Source organism: Sinorhizobium terangae (assembly GCF_009601505.1).
Lineage (GTDB): Bacteria > Pseudomonadota > Alphaproteobacteria > Rhizobiales > Rhizobiaceae > Sinorhizobium > Sinorhizobium terangae.
Genome location: NZ_WITC01000017.1, coordinates 1 through 21664 on the forward strand (window position 1 = coordinate 1; position 21664 = coordinate 21664).

A 21664-nucleotide genomic window follows, 5' to 3' on the forward strand; every position below is an offset into this window, starting at 1 on the left:
ATCGAAAGCGGCGTTGTTCGCCTCGACGATCTCACCATTCTCGCGTCGGACGGCGCGATTGACGTCGCGGGCACCGTTGGCGAGCAACTCGATATCTCGGCGCAAATCAACGCGCTTCCCGCCACCCTGATCAACACCTTCGCCCCGACGCTCGGCGCCGAGGGCGCGATCGGCGGCACCGTCAATGTCAGCGGGGCGGCCGCAGCGCCGGTGGTCGGCTACGATCTCGTCTGGAACGGCGCCTCCATTGCGTCGGTTCGCTCCACCGGCATCGTCGCGCAGGACGTCACGGCGAAAGGCACGATCACGGTTGCCGAAGGCGAAGTCCGCTTCGATCCGCTGACGATCGAAAGCGGCGCCTTCCGCGGCAACGTCACCGGCCGCCTCAACCGCGCGAATGCAACCGCCGCTGCCGACTTCAAGCTCTTCGCCGAGCCGCATCTGCTGCCGCCCGGCCTCGCCACGAAGTTCGACAGGACGATCGCGATCTCCGGCAAGGTCGAGACCGGCGAAGGCGGCAGCGTCCGACTGAGCGCGCTTGATCTCTCGTCCGGCACCGTCGACGCCCGCGGCACCGCCGCGCTTGCCGATGGCGCGCTGACGGCGGCGATCGAAGGCACGCTTCCCAACCTCGGCAAATTGCTGGCGGACGCTGAGGGCAACGCGGCGTTCAACGCCGACATCTCCGGCCCGCTCAACGAACTCGGCATCAAGGCTCAGATGACCTCCAGCGGCGCAACGCTGGCCGGCCGCAACCTGACGGACCTGGCGATCAATGCCGACGTGACAGCCAAGCCCGGCAGCCCGCAAGCCAAGCTGACGGCAACCGGCGCGCTCGGCGGCCAGGCGATCGATGTGCGTGCCGACGTGGTCTCCGAGAACGGCCGCACGACGATCCCGACCTTGCAGGCAAGGATCGGCGACAACCGGCTGACTGGCGCGCTCAACCTGACGCCCGACTTCAAGCCGGATGGCACGATCGACTTCAACCTGCCCGATCTCGGCCTCTTGGCCGCCATGGCTGGCCAGACCGCATCCGGCGATCTCGCCGGTTCCGCAACGGTCCGCACCGTCGATGGCGTCACCTCCGTGTCAGTCAAGGCAAGCGGCAGCGGCATCAAGCGCGACGCCTTGACGATCGCAAAACCTGTCGCGGACATCAGCATTGCCGATGTCGCAGCGCTCGCGATCCGGGGCAGCATCCGGGCGGACAGCATCGCGCAGGGGCAGAATCGCGTTTCCGGCCTCAATCTCGCTTTCGAGCAACAGGCGGGCAGGACAGGTTTTTCGATCGACGGAAACTATGATGGCGGACCGCTGGCGGCCAAGGGCGATCTTTCGAGCGCTGCCGGCCGCACGGAAATCCGCCTTGCCTCCTTCTCGGCGACGCCGAAGCGACTTCCGTTGAAGCTCGCCGAGCCGACCGTTGTGGCGATCGACAACGGCGTCGTGCGTCTCATGGACCTTGTCATTCAGGCGTCCCGAGGTACGATCACAATCACCGGCACAGCGGGGGAAAAGCTCGACCTTTCGGCACGATTGAACGCAATGCCCGCCGCTCTGATCAACACCTTCGCACCCACCCTTGGCGCCGAAGGCACGATCGCCGGAACGGTTGACTTCGATGGCACCCCGGCCGCACCGGTGGTCGGATACGATCTCAAATGGAGCGGCGCTTCTTTGGCGCAGGTGCGTTCGGCGGGCGTCAGCGCGGTCGACATTACCGCCAAAGGTCGGCTCGTCGACAATCGCGTCACGCTCGATACCGTATTGTCGGGCGCTTCCGGGCTTTCCATCAGGGGCGGCGGCAGCGTCGAGCTTGGCGGCACGATGCCTCTTTCGATGAAATTCTCCGGCAACGTGCCCTTCGCGCTGCTTGCCGGTATCATGGCGGAAAACGGCTTCACGCTCACAGGCTCGGCAACGATCGATCTCTCGGTTTCCGGCCCGGCGAAGGCTCCGCAGATCTCCGGGACAATCACGACGGCCGGTGGCCGGCTGGTCGACGTCCGGCGCAATCTCGCTTTCAACGACATCGCAGCAAATGTCACACTCGACGGCAGACAGGCGACGATTTCGAGGCTCTCCACCAATCTTGCCACGGGCGGCTCGATCGAGGCGAGCGGGACCGTCGGGATTGCGGCCGGTTCCGGTTTCCCTGCGGATTTGAGGATCCGCCTCAACAACGCCACCTATGTCGACGGCACGCTCTTTACCGCAAACCTCGCTGGCGACCTGACGCTGAGAGGTCCGCTGGTCGCCACTCCCGTGCTCGGCGGCAGGCTGACGATCCGCCGCGCGGCAATCACCGTTCCAGAAAAACTGCCCACCTCTCTATCCGAGATCGACATCAAGCACAGGAACGCCCCGGCCAAAGTGCAGCAGATGGCAAGGAGCGTTCGCAGGGATACTTCCGCGGGCGTCGGGGTCCAGGCTCAGGGCGTCATTGCGTTCGACCTTGTCGTCAGTGCTCCAGGACAGTTTTTCGTGCGCGGGCGCGGCATCGACGCTGAGCTCGGCGGCGAGCTGACGATCCGGGGCACAGCCGTGCAGCCGATCGTTGCCGGCGGCTTCGACATGCGCCGCGGGCGGCTCGAAATTCTCGGCAAGCGCCTGACGTTTACGCGCGGGCGGATCGGTTTCGGCGGCGACCTGATCCCGACGCTCGACCTCGACGCCACCTCGAGCGCCGGCTCGACGACCATCACCGTCAATGTCTCCGGGCTTGCCAACAATCCGCAGGTGACCTTCTCCTCCTCGCCGGCGCTGCCTCAGGATGAAATTCTGGCGCGCCTTATCTTCAACCGGTCCCTTTCCAACCTGTCGGCATTCCAGATCGCCCAGCTCGCCTCGGCCGTCAGCCAGCTCGCCGGCGGCGGTTCGACATCCGTGCTCGACGGTCTGCGCAACAAACTCGGCGTCGACGATCTCGACATCACGACCGATGAGAGCGGCGGCGCCCAGGTGCGCGCCGGCAAGTACCTCAACGACCGCACGTACCTCGAATTGCAGCAGGGCTCGGATTCGAGCTCCAGCAAGGCTGTGATCAATTTCGATGTCGGAAGGGGCGTTAAGCTGAAGGGCGAAGCCGCAGGCGACGGCTCAGCTGCCGGCGGCGTGTTCTTCGAGAGGGAATATTAGAGAGCCCCGCAAGCGGGGAAGAGGGGACGGGAATTTGCCGGTCGGACGCGGCCTGTTCCTTCTCCCCGTCAGGACGGGGAGAAGGTGCCCCACTCCCAGGGAAGGGCATTGGGAAGGGGTGAGCGGAGCCTCGCGTCAAGCCGCATTTCGGTCGACTCCAAACGCGTCCACCACTTCGCTTTCGTCCATGGCGGTGAACAGCGCCCAGATATGTCCGAACGGGTCGATGAGGGCGCCGACCCTATCTCCCGTTGGCAACGTTTCGGCGGCATTGCGCAGGCTCGCGCCAGAACCGATCGCCCGTCCGAGCACCCGATCCACGTCGTCGACATGGAGTTCAAGGATCGCCGCCGTCGTGCCGAGTGCATGCGGCGATCGCGGCCCGCCGAGGCCCGGCTCGGCGTCCCGTCGCGGATTGGCGCCAGCCACCCGGAAGATGGAATCGCCGAGGCAGAGATCGGCGCTCGTCAGGATACCGCTCCACTCATGGCGCTGCAGAAGCTCGGCGCCGAAGACATCACGATAGAAGGCGATCGCTCGCTCCTCGTCCCCATGCCTGACGAACAGCTTTATGCACATCTGCCGTGCCGGGCCGCCATTGTACATGGCCATGACAACCTCCCTGGATCGCGATACGTGACCGGTTTGCAATGAATGAGAACGGATGCGGGCGGACGCCGCGCAGTCCTTCTGCCTCTCTTTTTCGCTGAGGTTGGATATCTTACAGGGAAATCAGAACAAATCAAGAACAAATTAGCTTGCGGCCCCGCGAAAAGGATGGCGCGATCGCGCTTTGAGGTGCCGCATGATTCCTTGGGTCGGCTCCGATTCAGGAGACATGCAGCCGCGTCAGAACGCTCCACTCATCTTGCTGGTCTTCAGGAGGATGTTGGTCTCGGTCACGGTGATGCCGTCGATCAGCCGAATGCGCCTCAGCGTCTCGTCGAAGCTGACGAGGTCGCGATCCTCGAGCTCGGCGATGAAATCCCACCGCCCGTTGGTGCTGTGCAGCGCCCTGACCTGCGGCAGGCCGCGCAATTGATCCGCGACGCGATCGGCCATCTTGCCGTGAACCTCGATCATGACGACGGCGCGCACGCCGGAAGCCGGAATTTCGGACCCCGTGCGGATCGTGAAGGCCGCGATGGTTCCGTTTGCCACCAGCCGATCAATGCGCGCGGCAACGGTTGCGCGCGACACGCCCGTTATCGCCGAGAGCTTCGACACGGGTGTGCGCGCATTCTGTCTGAGCGCGCTAATAAGGGTTTGATCGAGATCGTCCATGTTTGCAATTTGCCAGATTCGTCTTATCAATACGGCAACAATAGCCTTCCAATCGACAGTTTTCCATCTTTTTGCTGTCATGCCTTTTGACGATAATCCGCGCCACTCTCGCGGGAATCAGAGGAAGGAAAAGGGCGGAAATGAAGACCATCACCTTGATCGGCGCACCCATCGAAGAAGGCTCCGGACGGCGCGGCGCGGCCATGGGCCCGACAGCGTTGAGGATCGCCGGCATCGACACGGTTCTGGCCGAACTCGGCCATACGGTTCACGACGAAGGCGACGTCCGGCCGCTGCCGGCGCGCGACCTCGCCAATCATCCGCGCGCCAACAATCTGCAGATGGTCGCAGCCTTCGCCCGGGCCTTGAACGACGCCGTGCACGACGCCGCCCGCAAGGGGCATTTCCCGATCATCCTCGGCGGCGACCACGCGCTTTCCATGGGCAGCGTCTCCGGCATGGCCCGCTACGCCGATGAAGCCGGCCGGCCGCTTTTCGTCCTCTGGCTCGATGCGCATGCCGACTTCAATTCGCCCGACACGTCGCCCTCCGGCAACATGCATGGCATGCCTGTCGCCTTCTTCTGCGGCGAGGCGGAATTCGCCCCGGTCCTCGCCAGCGACCGGCCGCTGGTCGACCCGAAGAAGGTTTATCAGATCGGCATTCGCTCGGTCGACGCGCGCGAGCGTGAGGAGATCGCCGAGCACGGCGTCAAGGTCTACGACATGCGCGCCGTCGATGAGATCGGCATGGCCCACATCATGCGTCAGATCCTTGATGAGGTCCGCGCCGCCAACGGCCTCCTGCATGTGAGCCTCGACGTCGATTTCATGGATCCGGAAATCGCGCCCGGTGTCGGCACGACCGTGCCGGGCGGCGCGACATTCCGCGAAGCGCATTTGATCATGGAGATGCTGTGCGACAGCGATCTCGTCTCGTCGCTCGACGTCGTCGAACTCAATCCCTTCCTCGACGACCGCGGCAAGAGCGCCCGTATTCTGGTGGAACTGACCGCAAGCCTCTTCGGCCGCCGCATTCTTGACCGGCCGACCCGCAGCGCCTGAAAGCAGCCGAGACGTCCCGGCGATCCCGCGCATGGCCATGGGAGGCGCGGCGCCAACATACAACCTGGAGGATCATTGATGACAACAACCGAGGCCCTGATTGAAACCGAATACCGGCTGGGCGCCCATAACTACAAGCCACTCGACGTCGTGCTCTCGCGCGGCGAAGGCGTCTATGTCTGGGATATCGACGGCAATCGTTATCTCGACTGCCTCTCGGCCTATTCCGCCGTCAACCAGGGCCATTGTCATCCGAAGATCTTCAAGGCGATGATCGAGCAGGCGCAGAAGCTGACGCTCACATCGCGCGCCTTCCGCAACGACCAGCTCGCGCATTTCTACGAGGAGATCGCGGCGCTTACCGGCTCGCACAAGGTGCTGCCGATGAACTCCGGCGCCGAGGCGGTCGAGACCGCCATCAAGGCCGTGCGCAAATGGGGTTACGAGGTCAAGGGCGTTGCCGACGACAAGGCGGAGATCATCGTCTGCTCCAACAACTTCCACGGCCGCACCATGGGCATCGTCGGCTTTTCGACCGATCCGGACGCCCGCAGCGGCTTCGGACCTTTTGCGCCGGGTTTCACGATCGTTCCCTTCGGCGACATCGACGCCTTCCGCGAAGCGATCAACGAAAATACGGTCGCGTTCCTTGTCGAGCCGATCCAGGGCGAAGCCGGCGTGATCGTGCCGCCGACTGGATATTTCGCCGGGGTTCGCGAGCTCTGCACGAAGCACGGCATCACGCTCATTCTCGACGAAATCCAGACTGGTCTCGGCCGCACCGGCAAGCTGCTTGCGGAAGAGCATGAGGGCATCGAGGCGGATGTGACGCTGATCGGCAAGGCCCTCTCCGGCGGCTTCTACCCGGTCTCGGCCGTGCTTTCGAATTCCGAGGTACTCGGCGTCCTGAAACCTGGCCAGCACGGCTCGACCTTCGGCGGCAATCCGCTTGCCTGCGCGATTGCGAGGGCCGCGCTGAAGGCGCTCACCGAAGAGGGCATGATCGAAAATTCCGCCCGGATGGGCGAGCGCTTTCAGAACGGCCTGCGCGATGTCCGCTCCAACATCATCAAGGAAGTCCGCGGTCGCGGCCTCATGCTCGCGGTCGAGCTGGGTCCGGAAGCGGGCGGCGCCCGCAAATACTGCGAGGCACTGAAGGCGCGCGGCATTCTCGCCAAGGACACCCATGGCGACACGATCCGCATCGCCCCGCCCCTCGTCATCACCGAGGACCAGGTCGATTGGGCGGTCGAACATTTCGCCGCCGTGCTCGCCTCCGCATGATACCATACTTCCGATCCGTCCCGGCATCGGGGCGGGTCGGCCGCAAAAGCAAGTCTTAACGAATCGCGGCTTAGACTAGCGCCCCAAAGCGCAAAGCGGATTCCTCCGCGCATGATGCACCTTGCGCCTCGCCGGATGTCCTCGGCGGATCTAACGACGCCTCCTGATTGGCTGGAAGCTGCGCTTATTCGCGGCGGGAGGCATCGACCGGAAAGCTGGAGGGACCTTCGATGACAGGCACACTGAGAACGGCCGGATTTGACGGCGAGACGCTGGAAATCATAGCGTTCCGTCTTCACGATCAGGAATTTTGCGTCAAAACCACGACGATCCGCGAAATCCGCGGCTGGGCGCCGTCGACACCCATTCCGCATTCTCCGCCGGAAGTGATCGGCGTAATGAACCTGCGCGGCACGGTAATCCCGATCATCGACCTTGCCCACAAGCTCGGAATGAAGTCGACGGTCGCCAACGAACGCAGCGCGATTGTCGTCGCTGAAGTGCACAACATGGTCATCGGCCTCGTCGTCGACCGCGTCTCCGACATTCTCACCGTTCAGGGCAGCCAGGTTCAGCCGGTACCGGAAGTGACGGCCTCCTTCGACAAGAGTTTTGCCGAAGGTATCATCGCCAATGAATCGGGCATGATCTGCTTCCTGAACCTCGCCCGCATGTTCAAGGAGCGGGACGTGGAAGAACTCGCCGCGTGAGGTTTCGCTTAATCTTGGATGAAGGCCGTCTCACGCCCTGTGAGGCGGCCTTTTCCGTTCGGGGCGACAGGCTGGAGGGTTGGGGAGGGGCGGCCCACCGCCGAAAACAGATTACGCCGCTTCCGGACGGCGGATCTTCGCGGCCGCCTCGAGGACCAGCGGGTTCAGTCCCTCGCCGCCGGCCTCGATGTGCTCGAACAGCTTGCGGCGCATGCGCGGCTCCCAATATTTGTTGATATGGGTTGCAACGCCCGCCGCCGCCTCCGCCGCCGGCTGGCTCTTGAAGAACGTGGCGATCTGGTTAGCCATGTAGATGAGCTTGGCATTGGTATCAGGCGACATCGGCAACAGCTCCGGAATGTATGCGCGCGGCATGGGTGAAAATTTCGAATTCGTCGCCGCGCACGAGCGCGATGAGTGTCATGCCCGCCTCTTCCGCCGTGCGAATGGCGAGCGCCGTCGGCGCCGAAATGGCAATGATCACCGGGCTACCGATGATCGCAGTCTTCTGAACCATCTCGACCGATACGCGCGAGGTGACGACGACGGCACCCTCACTGCCCTTGAAGCCGGCACGCGCCGCCGCACCGACGAGCTTGTCAAGCGCATTGTGGCGTCCGACATCCTCGCGTACGGCAATCAGGCCTTTTCCCGGCACATAGAACGCCGCGCCGTGCACGGCGCGTGTCTCGAAATGCAGCGGCTGCTGGCCGTTGAGCAGTGCGACGGCCTTGACGACGTCCATCTGCGAAAGCCTGAGTGCCGCCCCCGAGACATCCGGGGTATGGCGGACGGCCTGCTCGATCGATTCGATGCCGCAGAGACCGCAACCGACCGGGCCGGCCATGTGCCGGCGCCGCTGGCGCAGCATGTCGTTCTCTTCGTCCCGAAGGGTGATCTGCAGGTCGATGCCCTTGTCCTCTGCCACGACGTCGACAGCCTCGATCTGGTCCGGTTCAGTGATGATGCCTTCGGTCAGGCTGAAGCCGACAGCAAAATCCTCGAAATCGGCGGGCGTCGCCATCATCACCGCGTGTGTGGAGCCGCCATAGGTCAACGCGATCGGCGTCTCCTCGGGCACCACCCGGGACCCTGCGACAAGGGTCCCTGCGCGGCGGGCGGCTTCAGCCACTTTCACGCTCGTCTTGATACCGGTCATGCGACGTGCTCCCGCACTCCCTACTCCGCCGCCTCCAGCTTGCCGGCGATCCGGCGCGCCTGCCGCGCCTGCTCGTCATAGTCGCGCTGCCAGTCGGACGGACCGTTTGAGGGCGAGACCTGCACCGCCGTCACCTTGTATTCCGGGCAGTTGGTCGCCCAGTCGGAGAAGTCGGTGGTGATGACGTTCGCCTGCGTCGTCGGGTGATGGAAGGTGGTGTAAACCACCCCCGGCGCGACGCGGTCGGTGATCAACGATCTCAGCGTCGTCTCACCCGCACGGCTGGCCAGCCTGACCCAATCGCCGTCGCGTATGCCGCGCTGCTCGGCGTCGTGCGGATGGATCTCCAGCCGGTCTTCCGCATGCCAGATCACGTTCTCGGTGCGCCGTGTCTGGGCGCCGACATTGTACTGGCTGAGGATGCGGCCGGTGGTGAGCAACAGCGGGAAGCGCGGACCGGTCTTCTCGTCGGTTGCGACGAATTCGGTGCGGATGAACTTGCCCTTGCCGCGCACGAAGCCATCGACATGCATGATCGGTGAACCAAGCGGCGCCTTTTCGTTGCAGGGCCACTGCACCGAGCCCATCTTGTCCAGATAGTCGTAGGAGACCATGGCGAAGGTCGGGGTCGTTGCCGCGATCTCGTCCATGATCTCGGACGGATGGCGATAGTTCCAGTCAAGTCCGATGGCCTGGGCGAGCTTCTGCGTCACCTCCCAATCGGCATAGCCGTTCTTCGGCCGCATCACACGGCGAACGCGGTTGATCCGGCGCTCGGCATTGGTGAAAGTGCCGTCCTTCTCGAGGAAGGTCGACCCCGGCAGGAAGACGTGGGCGTAGTTGGCCGTTTCGTTGAGGAAGAGGTCGTGCACGACGACGCACTCCATCGCCGCAAGCCCGGCAGCGACATGCTTGGTGTCCGGATCCGACTGCAGGATATCCTCGCCCTGGATATAGAGCGCCTTGAAGGTCCCGTCGACGGCGGCATCGAGCATGTTCGGGATACGCAAGCCCGGCTCGTTGTTGAGCGTCACGCCCCAGAGCTTCTCGAAGACGTCGCGCGTCGCATCGTCTGAAATATGCCGATAGCCGGGCAGCTCGTGCGGGAAGGAGCCCATGTCGCAGGAGCCCTGCACGTTGTTCTGGCCGCGCAGCGGATTGACGCCAACACCGGGCCGGCCAATATTGCCGGTCAGCATGGCGAGGTTGGCGATCGCCATGACGGTGGTCGAACCCTGGCTGTGCTCGGTGACGCCAAGGCCGTAGTAGATGGCGCCGTTGCCGCCGGTGGCGTAAAGGCGCGCCGCGCCGCGCACCAGCTCGGCTGGAACGCCGGTATAGGCTTCGGTCGCTTCCGGGCTGTGATAGGGCTCGGCGACGAATGCGGCCCAGTCCTCATATTCCGACCAGTCGCAGCGCTCGCGGATGAAAGCTTCGTTGGCGAGCCCTTCGGTGACGATCACGTGTGCCATCGACGTCAGGATGGCGACGTTGGTGCCGGGCTTCAGCGGCAGGTGGTAGGACGCCTCGACATGGGCGGAGCGAACGAGGTCGATCCGGCGCGGATCGATGACGATCAATTTAGCGCCTTCGCGCAGGCGCTTTTTGAGCCGCGAAGCGAATACCGGGTGGCCGTCGGTCGGGTTGGCGCCGATGATGACGGCGACATCCGTATGCTCGACGCTGTCGAAATCCTGCGTGCCGGCCGAGGTGCCGAAGGTCTGGTTGAGGCCGTAGCCGGTCGGCGAGTGGCAGACGCGGGCGCAGGTGTCGACATTGTTGTTGCCGAAGCCGGCGCGCACCAGCTTCTGCACCAGATAGGTCTCCTCGTTGGTGCAGCGCGACGACGTGATGCCGCCGACGGAATCACGGCCGTACTGATACTGGATACGGCGGAATTCGGACGCGACATGCTCAAACGCCTCTTCCCAGGTGACCTCGCGCCAGGGATCGGTGATCTTTTCGCGGATCATCGGATTGAGGATGCGGTCCTTGTGGTTCGAATAGCCATAGGCGAAACGCCCCTTGACGCAGGAATGGCCGCGGTTTGCCTGGCCGTCCTTCCACGGCACCATCCGCACCAGTTCCTCGCCGCGCATCTCCGCCTTGAACGAGCAGCCGACGCCGCAATAGGCGCAGGTGGTGACCACCGAATGTTCCGGCTGGCCGATCTCGATCACCGATTTTTCGGTAAGCGTCGCCGTCGGGCAGGCCTGCACGCAGGCGCCGCAGGAGACGCATTCGGAAGAAACGAAATCCTCGTTCATCCCCGCCGAAACCTTGGAGTCGAAGCCGCGCCCGCCGATCGTCAGCGCGAACGTGCCCTGCACCTCTTCACAGGCGCGCACGCAACGCGAGCAGACGATGCATTTCGCCGGATCAAAGGTGAAATAGGGATTGGATTCGTCCTTCGGCGCCCACTTGAGATTGATCTCGCCACCATTGTTCCGTGCCTTGACGTGGTTCGCACCGTCATAGCCGTAGCGCACGTCGCGCAGGCCCACGGCGCCGGCCATATCCTGCAGTTCGCAGTCGCCATTGGCCGCGCAGGTCAGGCAGTCGAGCGGGTGGTCGGAGATGTAAAGCTCCATCACGCCGCGGCGGACGTCCTTGAGCCGCTGGGTTTGCGTCGAGACGCTGATGCCCGGCGCCACCGGCGTCGTGCACGAGGCCGGCATTCCGGCGCGTCCCTCGATCTCGACCAGACAGAGGCGGCAGGAGCCGAAGGCTTCCATCATGTCGGAGGCACAGAGCTTCGGCACCTCGATGCCGGCTTCCATCGCCGCGCGCATGATCGACGTGCCCTCCGGCACCGTGATCTCGCGCCCATCGATGGTGAGCGTCACCTGCTTTTCGGACTTGGAAGCGGGAGTGCCGTAGTCGATTTCATGAATGAGAGACATTTAGGCCTCCTGAGAAATTGCGTTCAGGGAGAGATCACCCCCCTCTGTCCTGCCGGGCATCTCCCCCACAAGGGGGGAGAATGGATGTGGCACGCTCGGCGTCTTCACCGAGGCATTCCACTCGCAGAAGCGTTTCGGTTGGAGCGGGTGGCCGGCCGCGCATCGATCTCCCCCCTTGTGGGGGAGATGGCCGGCAGGCCAGAGGGGGGTAAAGGCCGCCACGTTCATTCCGCAGCCTCCACCGCCGGAGCCGGCGAGAAATCCTCCGGGAAATGCGTCATCGCGCTCACCACCGGATAGGGCGTGAAGCCGCCGAGCGCGCAGAGCGAGCCGAATTTCATCGTGTTGCAAAGATCGGCGAGCAGCTCGCGATTCTTCTCAGGCTCGATGCCGGCCGCGATCTTGTCCGCGACCTCGACGCCGCGTGTCGAGCCTATGCGGCAGGGCGTGCACTTGCCGCAGCTTTCGACGGCGCAGAATTCCATGGCGAAGCGCGCCTGCTTCAGCATGTCTGCCGTGTCGTCGAAGACGACGATTCCGGCATGGCCGATCAGGCCATCCCTGGCTGCGAAGGCCTCGTAGTCGAACGGGGTGTCGAACAGCGCCCGCGGGAAATAGGCGCCGAGCGGGCCGCCCACCTGCACCGCCTTGACCGGCCGGCCACTTGCCGTGCCGCCGCCGATCTCGTCGACGATCTCGCCGAGCGTCAGGCCGAAGGCGGCCTCATAAAGGCCGCTGTGCTTGACGTTGCCGGCGATCTGGATCGGGATCGTGCCGCGCGACCGGCCCATGCCGAAGTCGCGGTAGAATGCCGCGCCCTTGTCCAGAATGATCGGCACGGAGGCGAGCGAGATGACGTTGTTGATGACAGTGGGACAGTCAAACAGACCCTTGTGCGCCGGAAGCGGCGGCTTGGCGCGCACCAGTCCTCGCTTGCCTTCGAGGCTGTTCAGAAGCGAGGTCTCCTCGCCACAGACATAGGCGCCGGCGCCGGTCCTGACTTCCATATCGAAAGCATGAGCGGAACCGAGTATCGAGACCCCGAGCACGCCAGCGGCGCGGGCGATCTCGATCGCTTGCTCCATCGCCGCGATCGCGTGCGGATATTCGGAGCGCGTGTAGACATAGCCCTTCGTGGCGCCGGTCGCGATGCCGGCGATCGCCATGCCCTCGATCAGCACGAAGGGATCGCCCTCCATGATCATCCGGTCGGCGAAGGTGCCGCTGTCGCCCTCATCGGCATTGCAGACGATGTATTTGCGCGAACCCGCCGCCTCGAGAACCGTCTTCCACTTGATGCCGGTCGGGAATCCGGCACCGCCGCGTCCGCGAAGGCCGCTTTCGGTTACCTCCGCAACAATGGCTGCAGGCTGCATGGCCACCGCCTTTTCGAGACCACGCAGGCCGCCATGGGCGCGATAGTCGTCGAGCGACAGCGGGTCTGTGACGCCGCAGCGGGCGAAGGTCAGCCGCGTTTGCTGCTTGAGGAACGGAATCTCTTCCGTCTTCCCGAGACAGAGTGGGTGCGCGCCGCCCGAGACCAGCCCGGCATCCAGAAGCGGAGCGACGTCACTCGCCTTCACCGGGCCGTAGGCTATGCGGCCCTCGGCGGTTTCGACTTCGACCAGCGGTTCCAGCCAATGCATGCCGCGCGAACCATTGCGGACGATAGCGACGTCGAGCCCGCGGGCCGCGATCTCTTCGGCCATCGCCGTGGCGACACGTTCGGCGCCGAGCGCAAGTGCGGCGGCATCCTGCGGAATGTAGATCTTCACGGTCATCGGCGCGCCTCCGCGACCAGCGCCTCAAGCTCTGCGTCGTCGATCCGTCCGTGCACCTCACCGTCGAGCATTGCCGACGGCGAGCAGGAACAGAGCCCAAGACAGTAGACGGGCTCCAGCGTCACCGCGCCATCCGGCGTCGTTTCATGGAAGTCGATGCCGAGCAGCGCCTTGGCGCGTTCGGCCAGCCGGTCGCCGCCCATCGATTGGCAGGCTTCGGCACGACAGAGCTTCAGCACATGACGCCCGGCCGGGTGCTCGCGGAAATCATGGTAGAAGGTGACGACGCCATAAACTTCGGCGCGCGAAAGGTTGAGCTCACGCGCAATCACCGGCAAGCACTCTTCAGGCACATAGCCGAATTCGTCCTGGATTTCATGCAGGATCGGAAGAAGCGGGCCTTCGAGCCCCTTGAGTTCACCGACAATCGCGAGCGTTCGCTCAGCCACGTCTGCGCGCGGCAGCTGAATATTCACCCGAAGAGCCCTCCCGGCTCTGGCGCGGCGCGACCAGGCCTTCCGCCCGACCGTTGCAGCGCCGAATGTTTTCATCTCGGCAAAGACCGGAGCCTCGTCGATCTTTGCCCATTAAGCTTCGCGCGTAAGGCCGGAAGGGTCAATAATGCTGTTCCGTTAATCGATAGGAAAAATCTATCAATGCAGGATAAGACGAGACGCAATGCGGCCTTTGCATCAACTTATTGAAATTGATCGCGTTCAGGCTCGGTGAACGTGTTCCAGGGCCTCGTTGCGCTCGCCCAGGATGCGGGCTTCATGCAGGAGCGCGGAGACTAGCGGCGTGAAGGGCTCGCGGTAGGTGGCGACCAGGCCGACCGTGTGATGGACATCCGGATCGATGATCGGGATCATCCGGATATCCTCGTGAAAACCGAATGATTTCGCAACGTTGAAGGGCATGATGCTCGCCCACCGGCCGGTGCGGACGTGAGAGAAAAGCACAATCATCGAATTCGATTCGAGTGTCGGGCTGGGGACCGCGCCGGCTTCGGCAAAATGCTGATTGATGATACGGCGGTTCTGCATGTCGGCCGTCAATAGACAAAGCCGAACGTTGCTGACTTCCTTCCAGGTCACGCTTTTGCGATCCGATAGCGGCGTGCCGGAAGCGGTAACCAGATGATATTGCTCGATTTGCAGCGGCACGGCGGTCACGCGGCCGAGCGGCTCGTTCTCCAGATAGGTCAAGCCCGCGTCGATCTCGAGGTTTTCCAGAAGCGTCAGTATCTGCAGCGACGTCGTCGAAAGCACCGAAAACGTCACATCCGGATGCTTTTCCTGGAACGGCGCGGTGATCATCGGTACCATGGCAAGCGTCGTCGGGATCGCGGCTAGCCGGATATGCCCGGACAGACCTTTGCGTGCCGCGCGCATCTCCTCGCGCATGGTACGGGTGTCGCTGACGATTCGCCGCGCCCATTCGAGCACCCGCTGGCCCTCGGGCGTCAGACCTTGGTAACGCGATCCGCGATTGACGAGCATGACGCCAAGCTGGTCTTCGAGCTGGCGGATCGCCGCCGAAAGGGTCGGCTGCGTGACACCGCACTCCTCCGCCGCCCGGCCGAAATGCCGTTGGCGGGCAAGTGCGAGAAAGAACTCCAGCTTATCGATCATTCCTGGCCTTTAGGTCGCGATGATTTGACCTACCCCTCTCCCCCGTGTCGCTTGTCCCTTCGCCCCCTTGCGGAGAGAAGGTGCCGGCAGGCGGATGAGGGCAGCTAGACAGCGGATTCCGCTCAAGCAATGAGCTGCCCGCCGTTCACCTCCAGCACCTGGCCGGTGATATAGCCCGAAAGCGCATGGGACGCGAGAAAGAGATAGGCTGGCGCACAATCCTCGGCTGAGCCGAGCCGGCCGAGCGGGATCGTCTTGCGCGTTGCCTCGAGTTTCTCCGGCGACGAATAGCGTTCATGGAAATCGGTGGCGATCGTTCCCGGCGAGACGCAATTGACGCGGATGCCCTCCGGCGCCAGTTCGCGCGCCAGTGCCTTCGAATAGGTCGCGACGAAAGCTTTGGTGGCAGAGTAGATCGACGAGCCGGCGCTGCCGCCGGTCGAGGCGGAGATCGATACCGTGTTGACGATCGCAGGATGGGTGCCCCTGCGCAGCAGCGGCAACATCGCCCGCGTCATCTCGACGACCGACGTCTGGTTGAGCTGCACGACGGTGCGATAGTCTTCGTCGGTCAGGTCGGCTGCCGGGAAGCGCCCGACCATCGTGCCGGCATTGTTGATGAGGACATCGACCCTGTCGAAGCGCTCCCGGACGGCATCCGCCAGAGTTTCGACGCCGCCAGCGACGAGAAAATCGGCGGCGCAAAGAAACGCCCTGCCCTCGGTTGCGGCCAACTCGAGAAAATCGTGCCGTTCGCGGGCGACCGTCCTGCCCATGTGGACAAGGACATGCGCGCCACAATCGAGAAACTGTCGCGCAACCTCCAGCCCGATACCCCGGCCACCGCCGGTCACCACCACGTTCATGCCCTTGAACAAGGCCGGATGAAACATGCCCTTCCCCCCTCTGACCCCAAATCCCAGTCCGGATCACACGCGCCGATCAACAGCCATAAATTGAAGCAGAACGCGGGAGAAAAGAGCGCCACAATCTCTTCTCCTGGCCTGACAGACCGACAGGCTCGCCCATCCATTGCCGGATTGCAACATGGGCGAGCCAGCGGTTGCCGCGAAACCGGCATCATGCAAGAACGCCGACTTCTGAAATTGCATGGCTTTCGTTTTTGCATATTATGAAAAAAAACGAAAACTGGGGAGCCGGAATGTATCTCAGCGGGCGGCAGGCAGAAATCCTGGAACTGGCAAAAACAGAGGGGCGCGTGCTTGTCGAGGAGCTTGCCCAGCGCTTTTCAGTGACGCCGCAAACGATCCGCAAGGATCTCAACGATCTCTGCGACGCAAGGGTGCTTAACCGCATCCACGGTGGCGCCATCTTCCCGAGCGGCAAGGAAAACGTCAAATATGACGCACGCCGCCAGATCGCCGCGACCGAGAAGCAGGCGATCGGCCGCGCCGCCGCCGCGCTTATCCCTGACAACGCCTCGCTGTTCATCAATATCGGCACCACCACCGAAGCGGTGGGAGAAGCGCTGCTCGACCACAAGGAATTGATGGTGATCACCAACAACATCAATGTTGCCAACAGGTTGCGCGTATTCCCGTCGATCGAGGTGGTGATTGCGGGCGGTGTCGTGCGTGGCTCAGACGGCGGCATCGTCGGCGAGGCCGCCGTCGACTTCATCAAGCAGTTCAAGGTGGACTTTGCCGTCATCGGAGCCTCGGCGATCGACCACGACGGCGCACTTCTCGATTTCGATTACCGGGAAGTGAAAGTCGCCCAGGCGATCATCGCCAATGCGCGGCACGTCATTCTCGTTTCGGACTCCACGAAATTCGAACGAACCGCACCGGTCAGGATCGGCCACATCTCCCAGGTCCAGACTTTTATCACCGACCGCTGCATCATTGAAAATGTTCGGAAAATATGCGCGGAACAGGACGTTCGGCTGGTCGAGACCGATGCCTGACTCGGACCGCTTTGCGGGGCCCGGCTTCGCGGAAACATTCGTTTGACATTCGATATATTTTCGTTTTAACTGATTTCACTTTCGCAGCCGCATCAATTTGTGCATTGCGAAATGCGGAGGGGAAATACAGTGCCAGAGCAGACGATCTTCGACGTCTTCGTAATAGGCGGCGGCATCAACGGATGCGGCATTGCACGCGATGCGGTCGGTCGGGGTTATTCCGTCGCATTGGCCGAAATGAAGGATTTCGCTTCCGGCACATCGTCCGGCTCCACCAAGCTTATTCACGGCGGTCTGCGCTATCTCGAATATTATGAGTTCCGCCTCGTCCGCGAGGCGCTGATGGAGCGCGAGATATTGTGGGCGATGGCACCGCATGTCATCTGGCCGATGCGCTTCGTGCTGCCCTTCCATAAAGGCGGTCTACGCCCCGCTTGGCTCATCCGCCTCGGCCTGTTTCTCTATGATCATATCGGCGGTCGCAAGCTGCTGCCCCCGACCCGGACGCTGGACATGACCCGCGACCCGGCGGGAGCGCCGCTGAAGCGGCTTTTCACCAAGGCATTCGAATATTCCGATGGCTGGGTCAACGATGCGCGGCTGGTGGTGCTGAACGCGCGCGACGCCGCCGATCGCGGGGCGCGGGTCATGCCGCGCACCCGAGTCGTCTCGGCGCGCCGCAACGACGGACACTGGACTATCGAAACGGAAAACATGGTGACCGGCGCGCGCGCAACCCTGCGTGCCCGAATGCTCGTCAATGCCACCGGTCCCTGGGTGGATCGCGTGCTTGCCGACACGATCGGCAAGAACGACGTGCACAATGTGCGCCTCGTCCAGGGCAGCCATATCGTCGTGAACAAGAAGTTCGACGATCCGCGCGCCTATTTCTTCCAGAACCCGGACGGGCGGATCATCTTCGCCATTCCCTACGAGAACGATTTCACCCTGATCGGCACGACCGACCACGATTTCGACGGCAACCCCGCGGAGGCGCGGATCAGCGACGCCGAGATCGAATATCTCTGCAAGGCGGCGAGCGAATACTTCACCGATCCGGTAACGCGCGACGACATCGTCTGGACCTATTCGGCGGTGCGCCCGCTGTTCGACGACGGCGCCAGCAAGGCGCAGGAGGCGACCCGCGATTACGTGCTGCGCCTCGAGGGTGAGAACGGCCAGGCGCCGCTCTTGAACATTTTCGGCGGCAAGCTCACGACCTATCGGCGGCTGAGTGAGTCTGCACTCGAAAAAATTGGCGAGGCAATCGGAGTCAAGGGCCGGAAATGGACCGCCGGATCGAACCTGCCGGGCGGCGATTTTCCCGCTACCGGCTACGACGCCGAGGTCGCCAGCCTCAAGGCGCGCTACCCTTTTCTCGCCAGTTCACACGCGCGCCGCCTCGTGCGGCTCTACGGCACGCGGGCGGCCCGGCTTCTCGGAAAGGCGGCGAGCGAGACCGATCTCGGAAGGCGTTTCGGAGCCGATCTCTACGAAACCGAAGTCAATTGGCTGATCGAGCAGGAATGGGCGCGGTGCGCGGAGGACGTGCTGTGGCGCCGGACGAAACTGGGACTGAAGCTCTCGCCGGCGGAGGCCGCGGAGCTGGAGGAGTACATGCAGGGCGCGGCCAACGCTGCCGCCTAGGCACGGTACGCAGGCGGAAAACCAAAATCCCCCTCCGAGACCGTGCAATTTGAGACTGCCGATGGCTGGGTGGAACACCGGAGAATTCGATGCTTGAAATGAAGAACATATCCAAGGTCGTGGGCGGGGAGACCCATATCCACCCAACCGACCTTGTGCTGGAGAGGGGGTCGCTCAATGTGCTGCTCGGCCCCACGCTCTCCGGCAAGACGTCGCTGATGCGGCTGATGGCCGGTCTCGACAAGCCCGCCTCCGGATCGCTTCGCTTTGATGGCGCCGACGTCACCGGCCTGCCGGTGCAGCAACGCTCCGTCGCCATGGTCTACCAGCAGTTCATCAATTATCCGGCGATGACGGTGTACGACAACATCGCCTCCCCAATGCGCATCAAGGGCGCCGATGGCGCAACCGTCGATCGGGACGTGCGCAAGGCGGCCGAGCTCCTGAAGCTCACCCCCTATCTCGACCGCACACCCTTGAACCTTTCCGGCGGCCAGCAGCAGCGCACCGCGCTTGCACGAGCGATCGTCAAGAACGCCGACCTGGTGCTGCTCGACGAACCGCTCGCCAATCTCGACTACAAGCTGCGCGAGGAACTGCGCGAGGAATTGCCGAAGATTTTCGCCGCCTCCGGTGCGATCTTCGTCTATGCAACGACCGAGCCGTCCGAGGCCCTGCTGCTCGGCGGCAATACCGCCACCTTGAGCGAGGGCCGCATCACCCAGTTCGGCCGCACGATCGACGTTTATCGCCGCCCGATCGACATCGTCACCGCGCGCACTTTCGCCGATCCGCCGCTGAACACGATCGAGCTCGTGAAGACGGGAGCGAATTTCACGCTCGATGGAAAGCCCGTGCTTACCGTCCCGGCCCATCTTTCGGCCGTTCCCGACGGCCCCTGCACCGTCGCCTTCCAGCCGCACCACCTTTCTTTCGATCCGCCGAACGGCAGCGGCAATGCGCTTACCGTCAAGACGGCGATCTCTGAAATCGCAGGCTCGGAGAGCTTCATTCACGTCAGCTTTGCCGGCGCGCGCTGGGTCATGCTCGCGCCCGGCATTCACGACATCGAACCAGACGCGGTTCTCAAAGTCTTTGTCGATACACGCCACCTGATGGCCTTCGGGCCGGACGGTCGCGCGATCGGCGGAACGGCCTGAGGCGGCGCTGGGAGGAGAACATGGCCAGAATCAACCTTGAACATATCCGCCACGCCTACGGCGCAAAGCCAAAGTCGGAGGCGGACTACGCCCTGAGGGAAGTGCATCACGAGTGGAACGACGGCGGCGCCTATGCGCTGCTCGGTCCTTCCGGATGCGGCAAGACCACGCTTCTCAACATCATTTCCGGCCTCATTAATCCGTCCGAGGGACGCATCCTTTTCGACGGCCACGATGTCACGCATCTCTCCACCCAGGAACGCAACATCGCCCAGGTGTTCCAATTCCCGGTGATCTACGACACGATGACCGTTTACGACAATCTCGCCTTCCCGCTGCGCAACCGGCATGTGCCGGAGGCGGAGGTCGACCGGCGCGTCAAGGAGATCATCGAGATGACCGGCCTTGGCGGCTGGGCGATGAAGACGGCCCGGAGATTGACCGCCGACCAGAAGCAGAAGATCTCGCTTGGCCGCGGCCTCGTCCGCTCGGACGTCAGCGCCATCCTCTTCGACGAACCGCTGACCGTGATCGACCCGGAAATGAAATGGGTGCTGCGCTCGCAGATCAAGCGGCTGCACAGGCAGTTCGGCTTCACCATGGTCTATGTGACGCATGACCAGACCGAGGCGCTGACGTTCGCCGACAAGGTCGTCGTCATGTATGACGGCCAGATCGTCCAGATCGGCACGCCGGCCGAGCTTTTCGAACGGCCGCGCCATACCTTCGTCGGCTATTTCATCGGCTCACCGGGCATGAATGTGCTGCCGGCGACGATCGAAGGCAGCAAGGCCGCGATCGGCGGCGAGAGCATCCCGCTCAATTTCCTGCCGAAAATCCAGTCCGGGGCCAAGACCGAACTCGGCATTCGCCCGGAGTTCATCGTGCTTGGGCGCGAAGGCATGCCGGTCTCGATCACCAAGGTCGAGGATATCGGACGCCGCAAGATCGTCCGCGCCCGCTTTGCCGATCGGCCGATCTCGATCGTCGTCGACGAGGACGGCGAGATCCCCGCCGAGCCGCGCGTCACCTTCGATCCGAAGGCAATCAATATCTACGCCGATTCCTGGCGCGTCGGTGAGGAGGCTTGAGCCATGGAAAAGACCTGGAACAACAAGGCCTGGTTCATGGTCCTGCCGGTGTTGGTGCTCGTCGCCTTCTCCGCCGTGATCCCGTTGATGACCGTCGTCAACTATTCGGTGCAGGACACCTTCGGCAACAACGAGTTCTTCTGGGCCGGCACCGACTGGTTCGTGGATACACTCGAATCCGACCGCTTCTGGGACGCGCTCACCCGCAACCTGATCTTCTCGGCGATCATCCTGACGATCCAGATTCCGCTCGGCATCGTGATCGCACTGAACATGCCAAAGAAGGGCATCGGCGTTCCGATCTGCCTGGTGCTGATGGCACTGCCGCTGCTCATTCCGTGGAACGTCGTCGGCACCATCTGGCAGGTCTTCGGCCGCGTCGACATCGGCCTCCTCGGACGCACGCTCGCCTCGCTCGGCATCAACTACAACTATGTGCAGAATCCGATCGATGCGTGGGTGACGCTGATCGTCATGGACGTCTGGCACTGGACGAGCCTCGTCGTGCTGCTGTGCTATGCCGGCCTCGTCTCGATCCCGGACGCTTACTACCAGGCGGCCAAGATCGACGGCGCCTCGCGCTGGTCCGTCTTCCGTTACATCCAGCTTCCGAAGATGAAGCGCGTGCTCCTGATCGCCTTCCTGCTGCGCTTCATGGACAGTTTCATGATCTATACGGAACCCTTCGTCGTGACCGGCGGTGGACCGGGCAATTCGACGACCTTCCTGTCGATCGATCTCGTCAAGATGGCGATCGGCCAGTTCGATCTCGGCCCGGCCGCAGCCCTCTCGATCATCTACTTCCTCATCATCCTGCTTCTGTCGTGGATCTTCTACACGGTGATGACCACGAGCGACGCCCAAGGCTGAGAAAGGAGGGAG

Annotated in this window: 18 protein-coding genes; 9 read left to right on the forward strand and 9 right to left on the reverse strand. The window is 63.2% G+C overall.

All coding sequences use genetic code 11. The annotated features are described in order from the left end of the window. Window positions 1-3141 (forward strand): translocation/assembly module TamB domain-containing protein (locus tag GHK62_RS01815; protein ID WP_167528125.1); only part of this gene is annotated, 3141 nt, incomplete at its 5' end. A gap of 135 nt (window positions 3142-3276) precedes the next feature. On the opposite strand, the gene GHK62_RS01820 is transcribed toward GHK62_RS01815, so the two are convergent. Then, window positions 3277-3753 (reverse strand): VOC family protein, encoded by a 477-nt coding sequence (locus tag GHK62_RS01820; RefSeq protein WP_153436647.1) that lies wholly within the window; start codon window positions 3751-3753, stop codon window positions 3277-3279. A gap of 237 nt (window positions 3754-3990) precedes the next feature. Beyond that, window positions 3991-4425: an Lrp/AsnC family transcriptional regulator gene (locus GHK62_RS01825; RefSeq protein WP_153436648.1), complete on the reverse strand. Its 435-nt coding sequence runs from the start codon at window positions 4423-4425 to the stop codon at window positions 3991-3993. A gap of 140 nt (window positions 4426-4565) precedes the next feature. On the opposite strand from GHK62_RS01825, the gene rocF reads away from it, so the two are divergent. The 3 genes from rocF (at window position 4566) to GHK62_RS01840 (ending at window position 7483) form a co-directional block, all read left to right on the forward strand. Continuing rightward, the gene (gene rocF / locus GHK62_RS01830; RefSeq protein ID WP_153436649.1) at window positions 4566-5489 is read left to right on the forward strand and encodes an arginase; all 924 of its coding nucleotides are present in this window, start codon (window positions 4566-4568) and stop codon (window positions 5487-5489) included. A gap of 78 nt (window positions 5490-5567) precedes the next feature. After that, a complete protein-coding gene (gene rocD, locus GHK62_RS01835; RefSeq protein WP_153436650.1) occupies window positions 5568-6773 on the forward strand; it encodes an ornithine--oxo-acid transaminase in 1206 nt (401 codons plus the stop codon). Between the two features lie 230 nt (window positions 6774-7003). Next, the gene (locus GHK62_RS01840) at window positions 7004-7483 is read left to right on the forward strand and encodes a chemotaxis protein CheW (RefSeq protein ID WP_153436651.1); all 480 of its coding nucleotides are present in this window, start codon (window positions 7004-7006) and stop codon (window positions 7481-7483) included. Between the two features lie 111 nt (window positions 7484-7594). On the opposite strand, the gene GHK62_RS01845 is transcribed toward GHK62_RS01840, so the two are convergent. From GHK62_RS01845 to GHK62_RS01875, 7 genes are all read right to left on the reverse strand, one after another. Beyond that, window positions 7595-7825: a formate dehydrogenase subunit delta gene (locus tag GHK62_RS01845; protein ID WP_153436652.1), complete on the reverse strand. Its 231-nt coding sequence runs from the start codon at window positions 7823-7825 to the stop codon at window positions 7595-7597. After that, window positions 7815-8642: a formate dehydrogenase accessory sulfurtransferase FdhD gene (gene fdhD / locus GHK62_RS01850; RefSeq protein WP_153436653.1), complete on the reverse strand. Its 828-nt coding sequence runs from the start codon at window positions 8640-8642 to the stop codon at window positions 7815-7817. The genes GHK62_RS01845 and fdhD overlap by 11 nt, the downstream gene beginning before the upstream one ends. A gap of 20 nt (window positions 8643-8662) precedes the next feature. Next, window positions 8663-11545 (reverse strand): formate dehydrogenase subunit alpha, encoded by a 2883-nt coding sequence (fdhF, locus tag GHK62_RS01855; protein WP_153436654.1) that lies wholly within the window; start codon window positions 11543-11545, stop codon window positions 8663-8665. A 224-nt stretch (window positions 11546-11769) separates the two neighbouring features. Then, on the reverse strand, window positions 11770-13326 hold the full coding sequence (locus tag GHK62_RS01860; RefSeq protein WP_153436655.1) for a formate dehydrogenase beta subunit: 1557 nt from the start codon (window positions 13324-13326) through the stop codon (window positions 11770-11772). After that, the gene (locus GHK62_RS01865) at window positions 13323-13802 is read right to left on the reverse strand and encodes a formate dehydrogenase subunit gamma (protein WP_184108651.1); all 480 of its coding nucleotides are present in this window, start codon (window positions 13800-13802) and stop codon (window positions 13323-13325) included. Before GHK62_RS01865 ends, GHK62_RS01860 begins: the two co-directional genes overlap by 4 nt. Window positions 13803-14042: 240 nt before the next feature. Next, complete coding sequence (locus GHK62_RS01870; protein ID WP_153436656.1) at window positions 14043-14957, reverse strand: LysR family transcriptional regulator; 915 nt, start codon at window positions 14955-14957, stop codon at window positions 14043-14045. Window positions 14958-15079: 122 nt separating this feature from the next. Further along, window positions 15080-15850, reverse strand: coding sequence for an SDR family NAD(P)-dependent oxidoreductase (locus GHK62_RS01875; protein WP_153436657.1), 771 nt, complete (start codon window positions 15848-15850; stop codon window positions 15080-15082). Window positions 15851-16119: 269 nt separating this feature from the next. Between GHK62_RS01875 and GHK62_RS01880 the strand changes: the two genes are divergently transcribed. From GHK62_RS01880 to GHK62_RS01900, 5 genes are all read left to right on the forward strand, one after another. Beyond that, window positions 16120-16884 (forward strand): DeoR/GlpR family DNA-binding transcription regulator, encoded by a 765-nt coding sequence (locus GHK62_RS01880; protein ID WP_153436658.1) that lies wholly within the window; start codon window positions 16120-16122, stop codon window positions 16882-16884. A gap of 129 nt (window positions 16885-17013) precedes the next feature. Beyond that, window positions 17014-18531 (forward strand): glycerol-3-phosphate dehydrogenase, encoded by a 1518-nt coding sequence (glpD, locus tag GHK62_RS01885; RefSeq protein WP_184108649.1) that lies wholly within the window; start codon window positions 17014-17016, stop codon window positions 18529-18531. 89 nt (window positions 18532-18620) lie between these two features. Further along, on the forward strand, window positions 18621-19691 hold the full coding sequence (locus tag GHK62_RS01890; RefSeq protein ID WP_153436660.1) for an ABC transporter ATP-binding protein: 1071 nt from the start codon (window positions 18621-18623) through the stop codon (window positions 19689-19691). A 20-nt stretch (window positions 19692-19711) separates the two neighbouring features. Then, window positions 19712-20782, forward strand: coding sequence for an ABC transporter ATP-binding protein (locus tag GHK62_RS01895; RefSeq protein ID WP_153436661.1), 1071 nt, complete (start codon window positions 19712-19714; stop codon window positions 20780-20782). A gap of 3 nt (window positions 20783-20785) precedes the next feature. Continuing rightward, on the forward strand, window positions 20786-21652 hold the full coding sequence (locus GHK62_RS01900; RefSeq protein ID WP_153436662.1) for a carbohydrate ABC transporter permease: 867 nt from the start codon (window positions 20786-20788) through the stop codon (window positions 21650-21652). Window positions 21653-21664 lie beyond the last annotated feature (12 nt).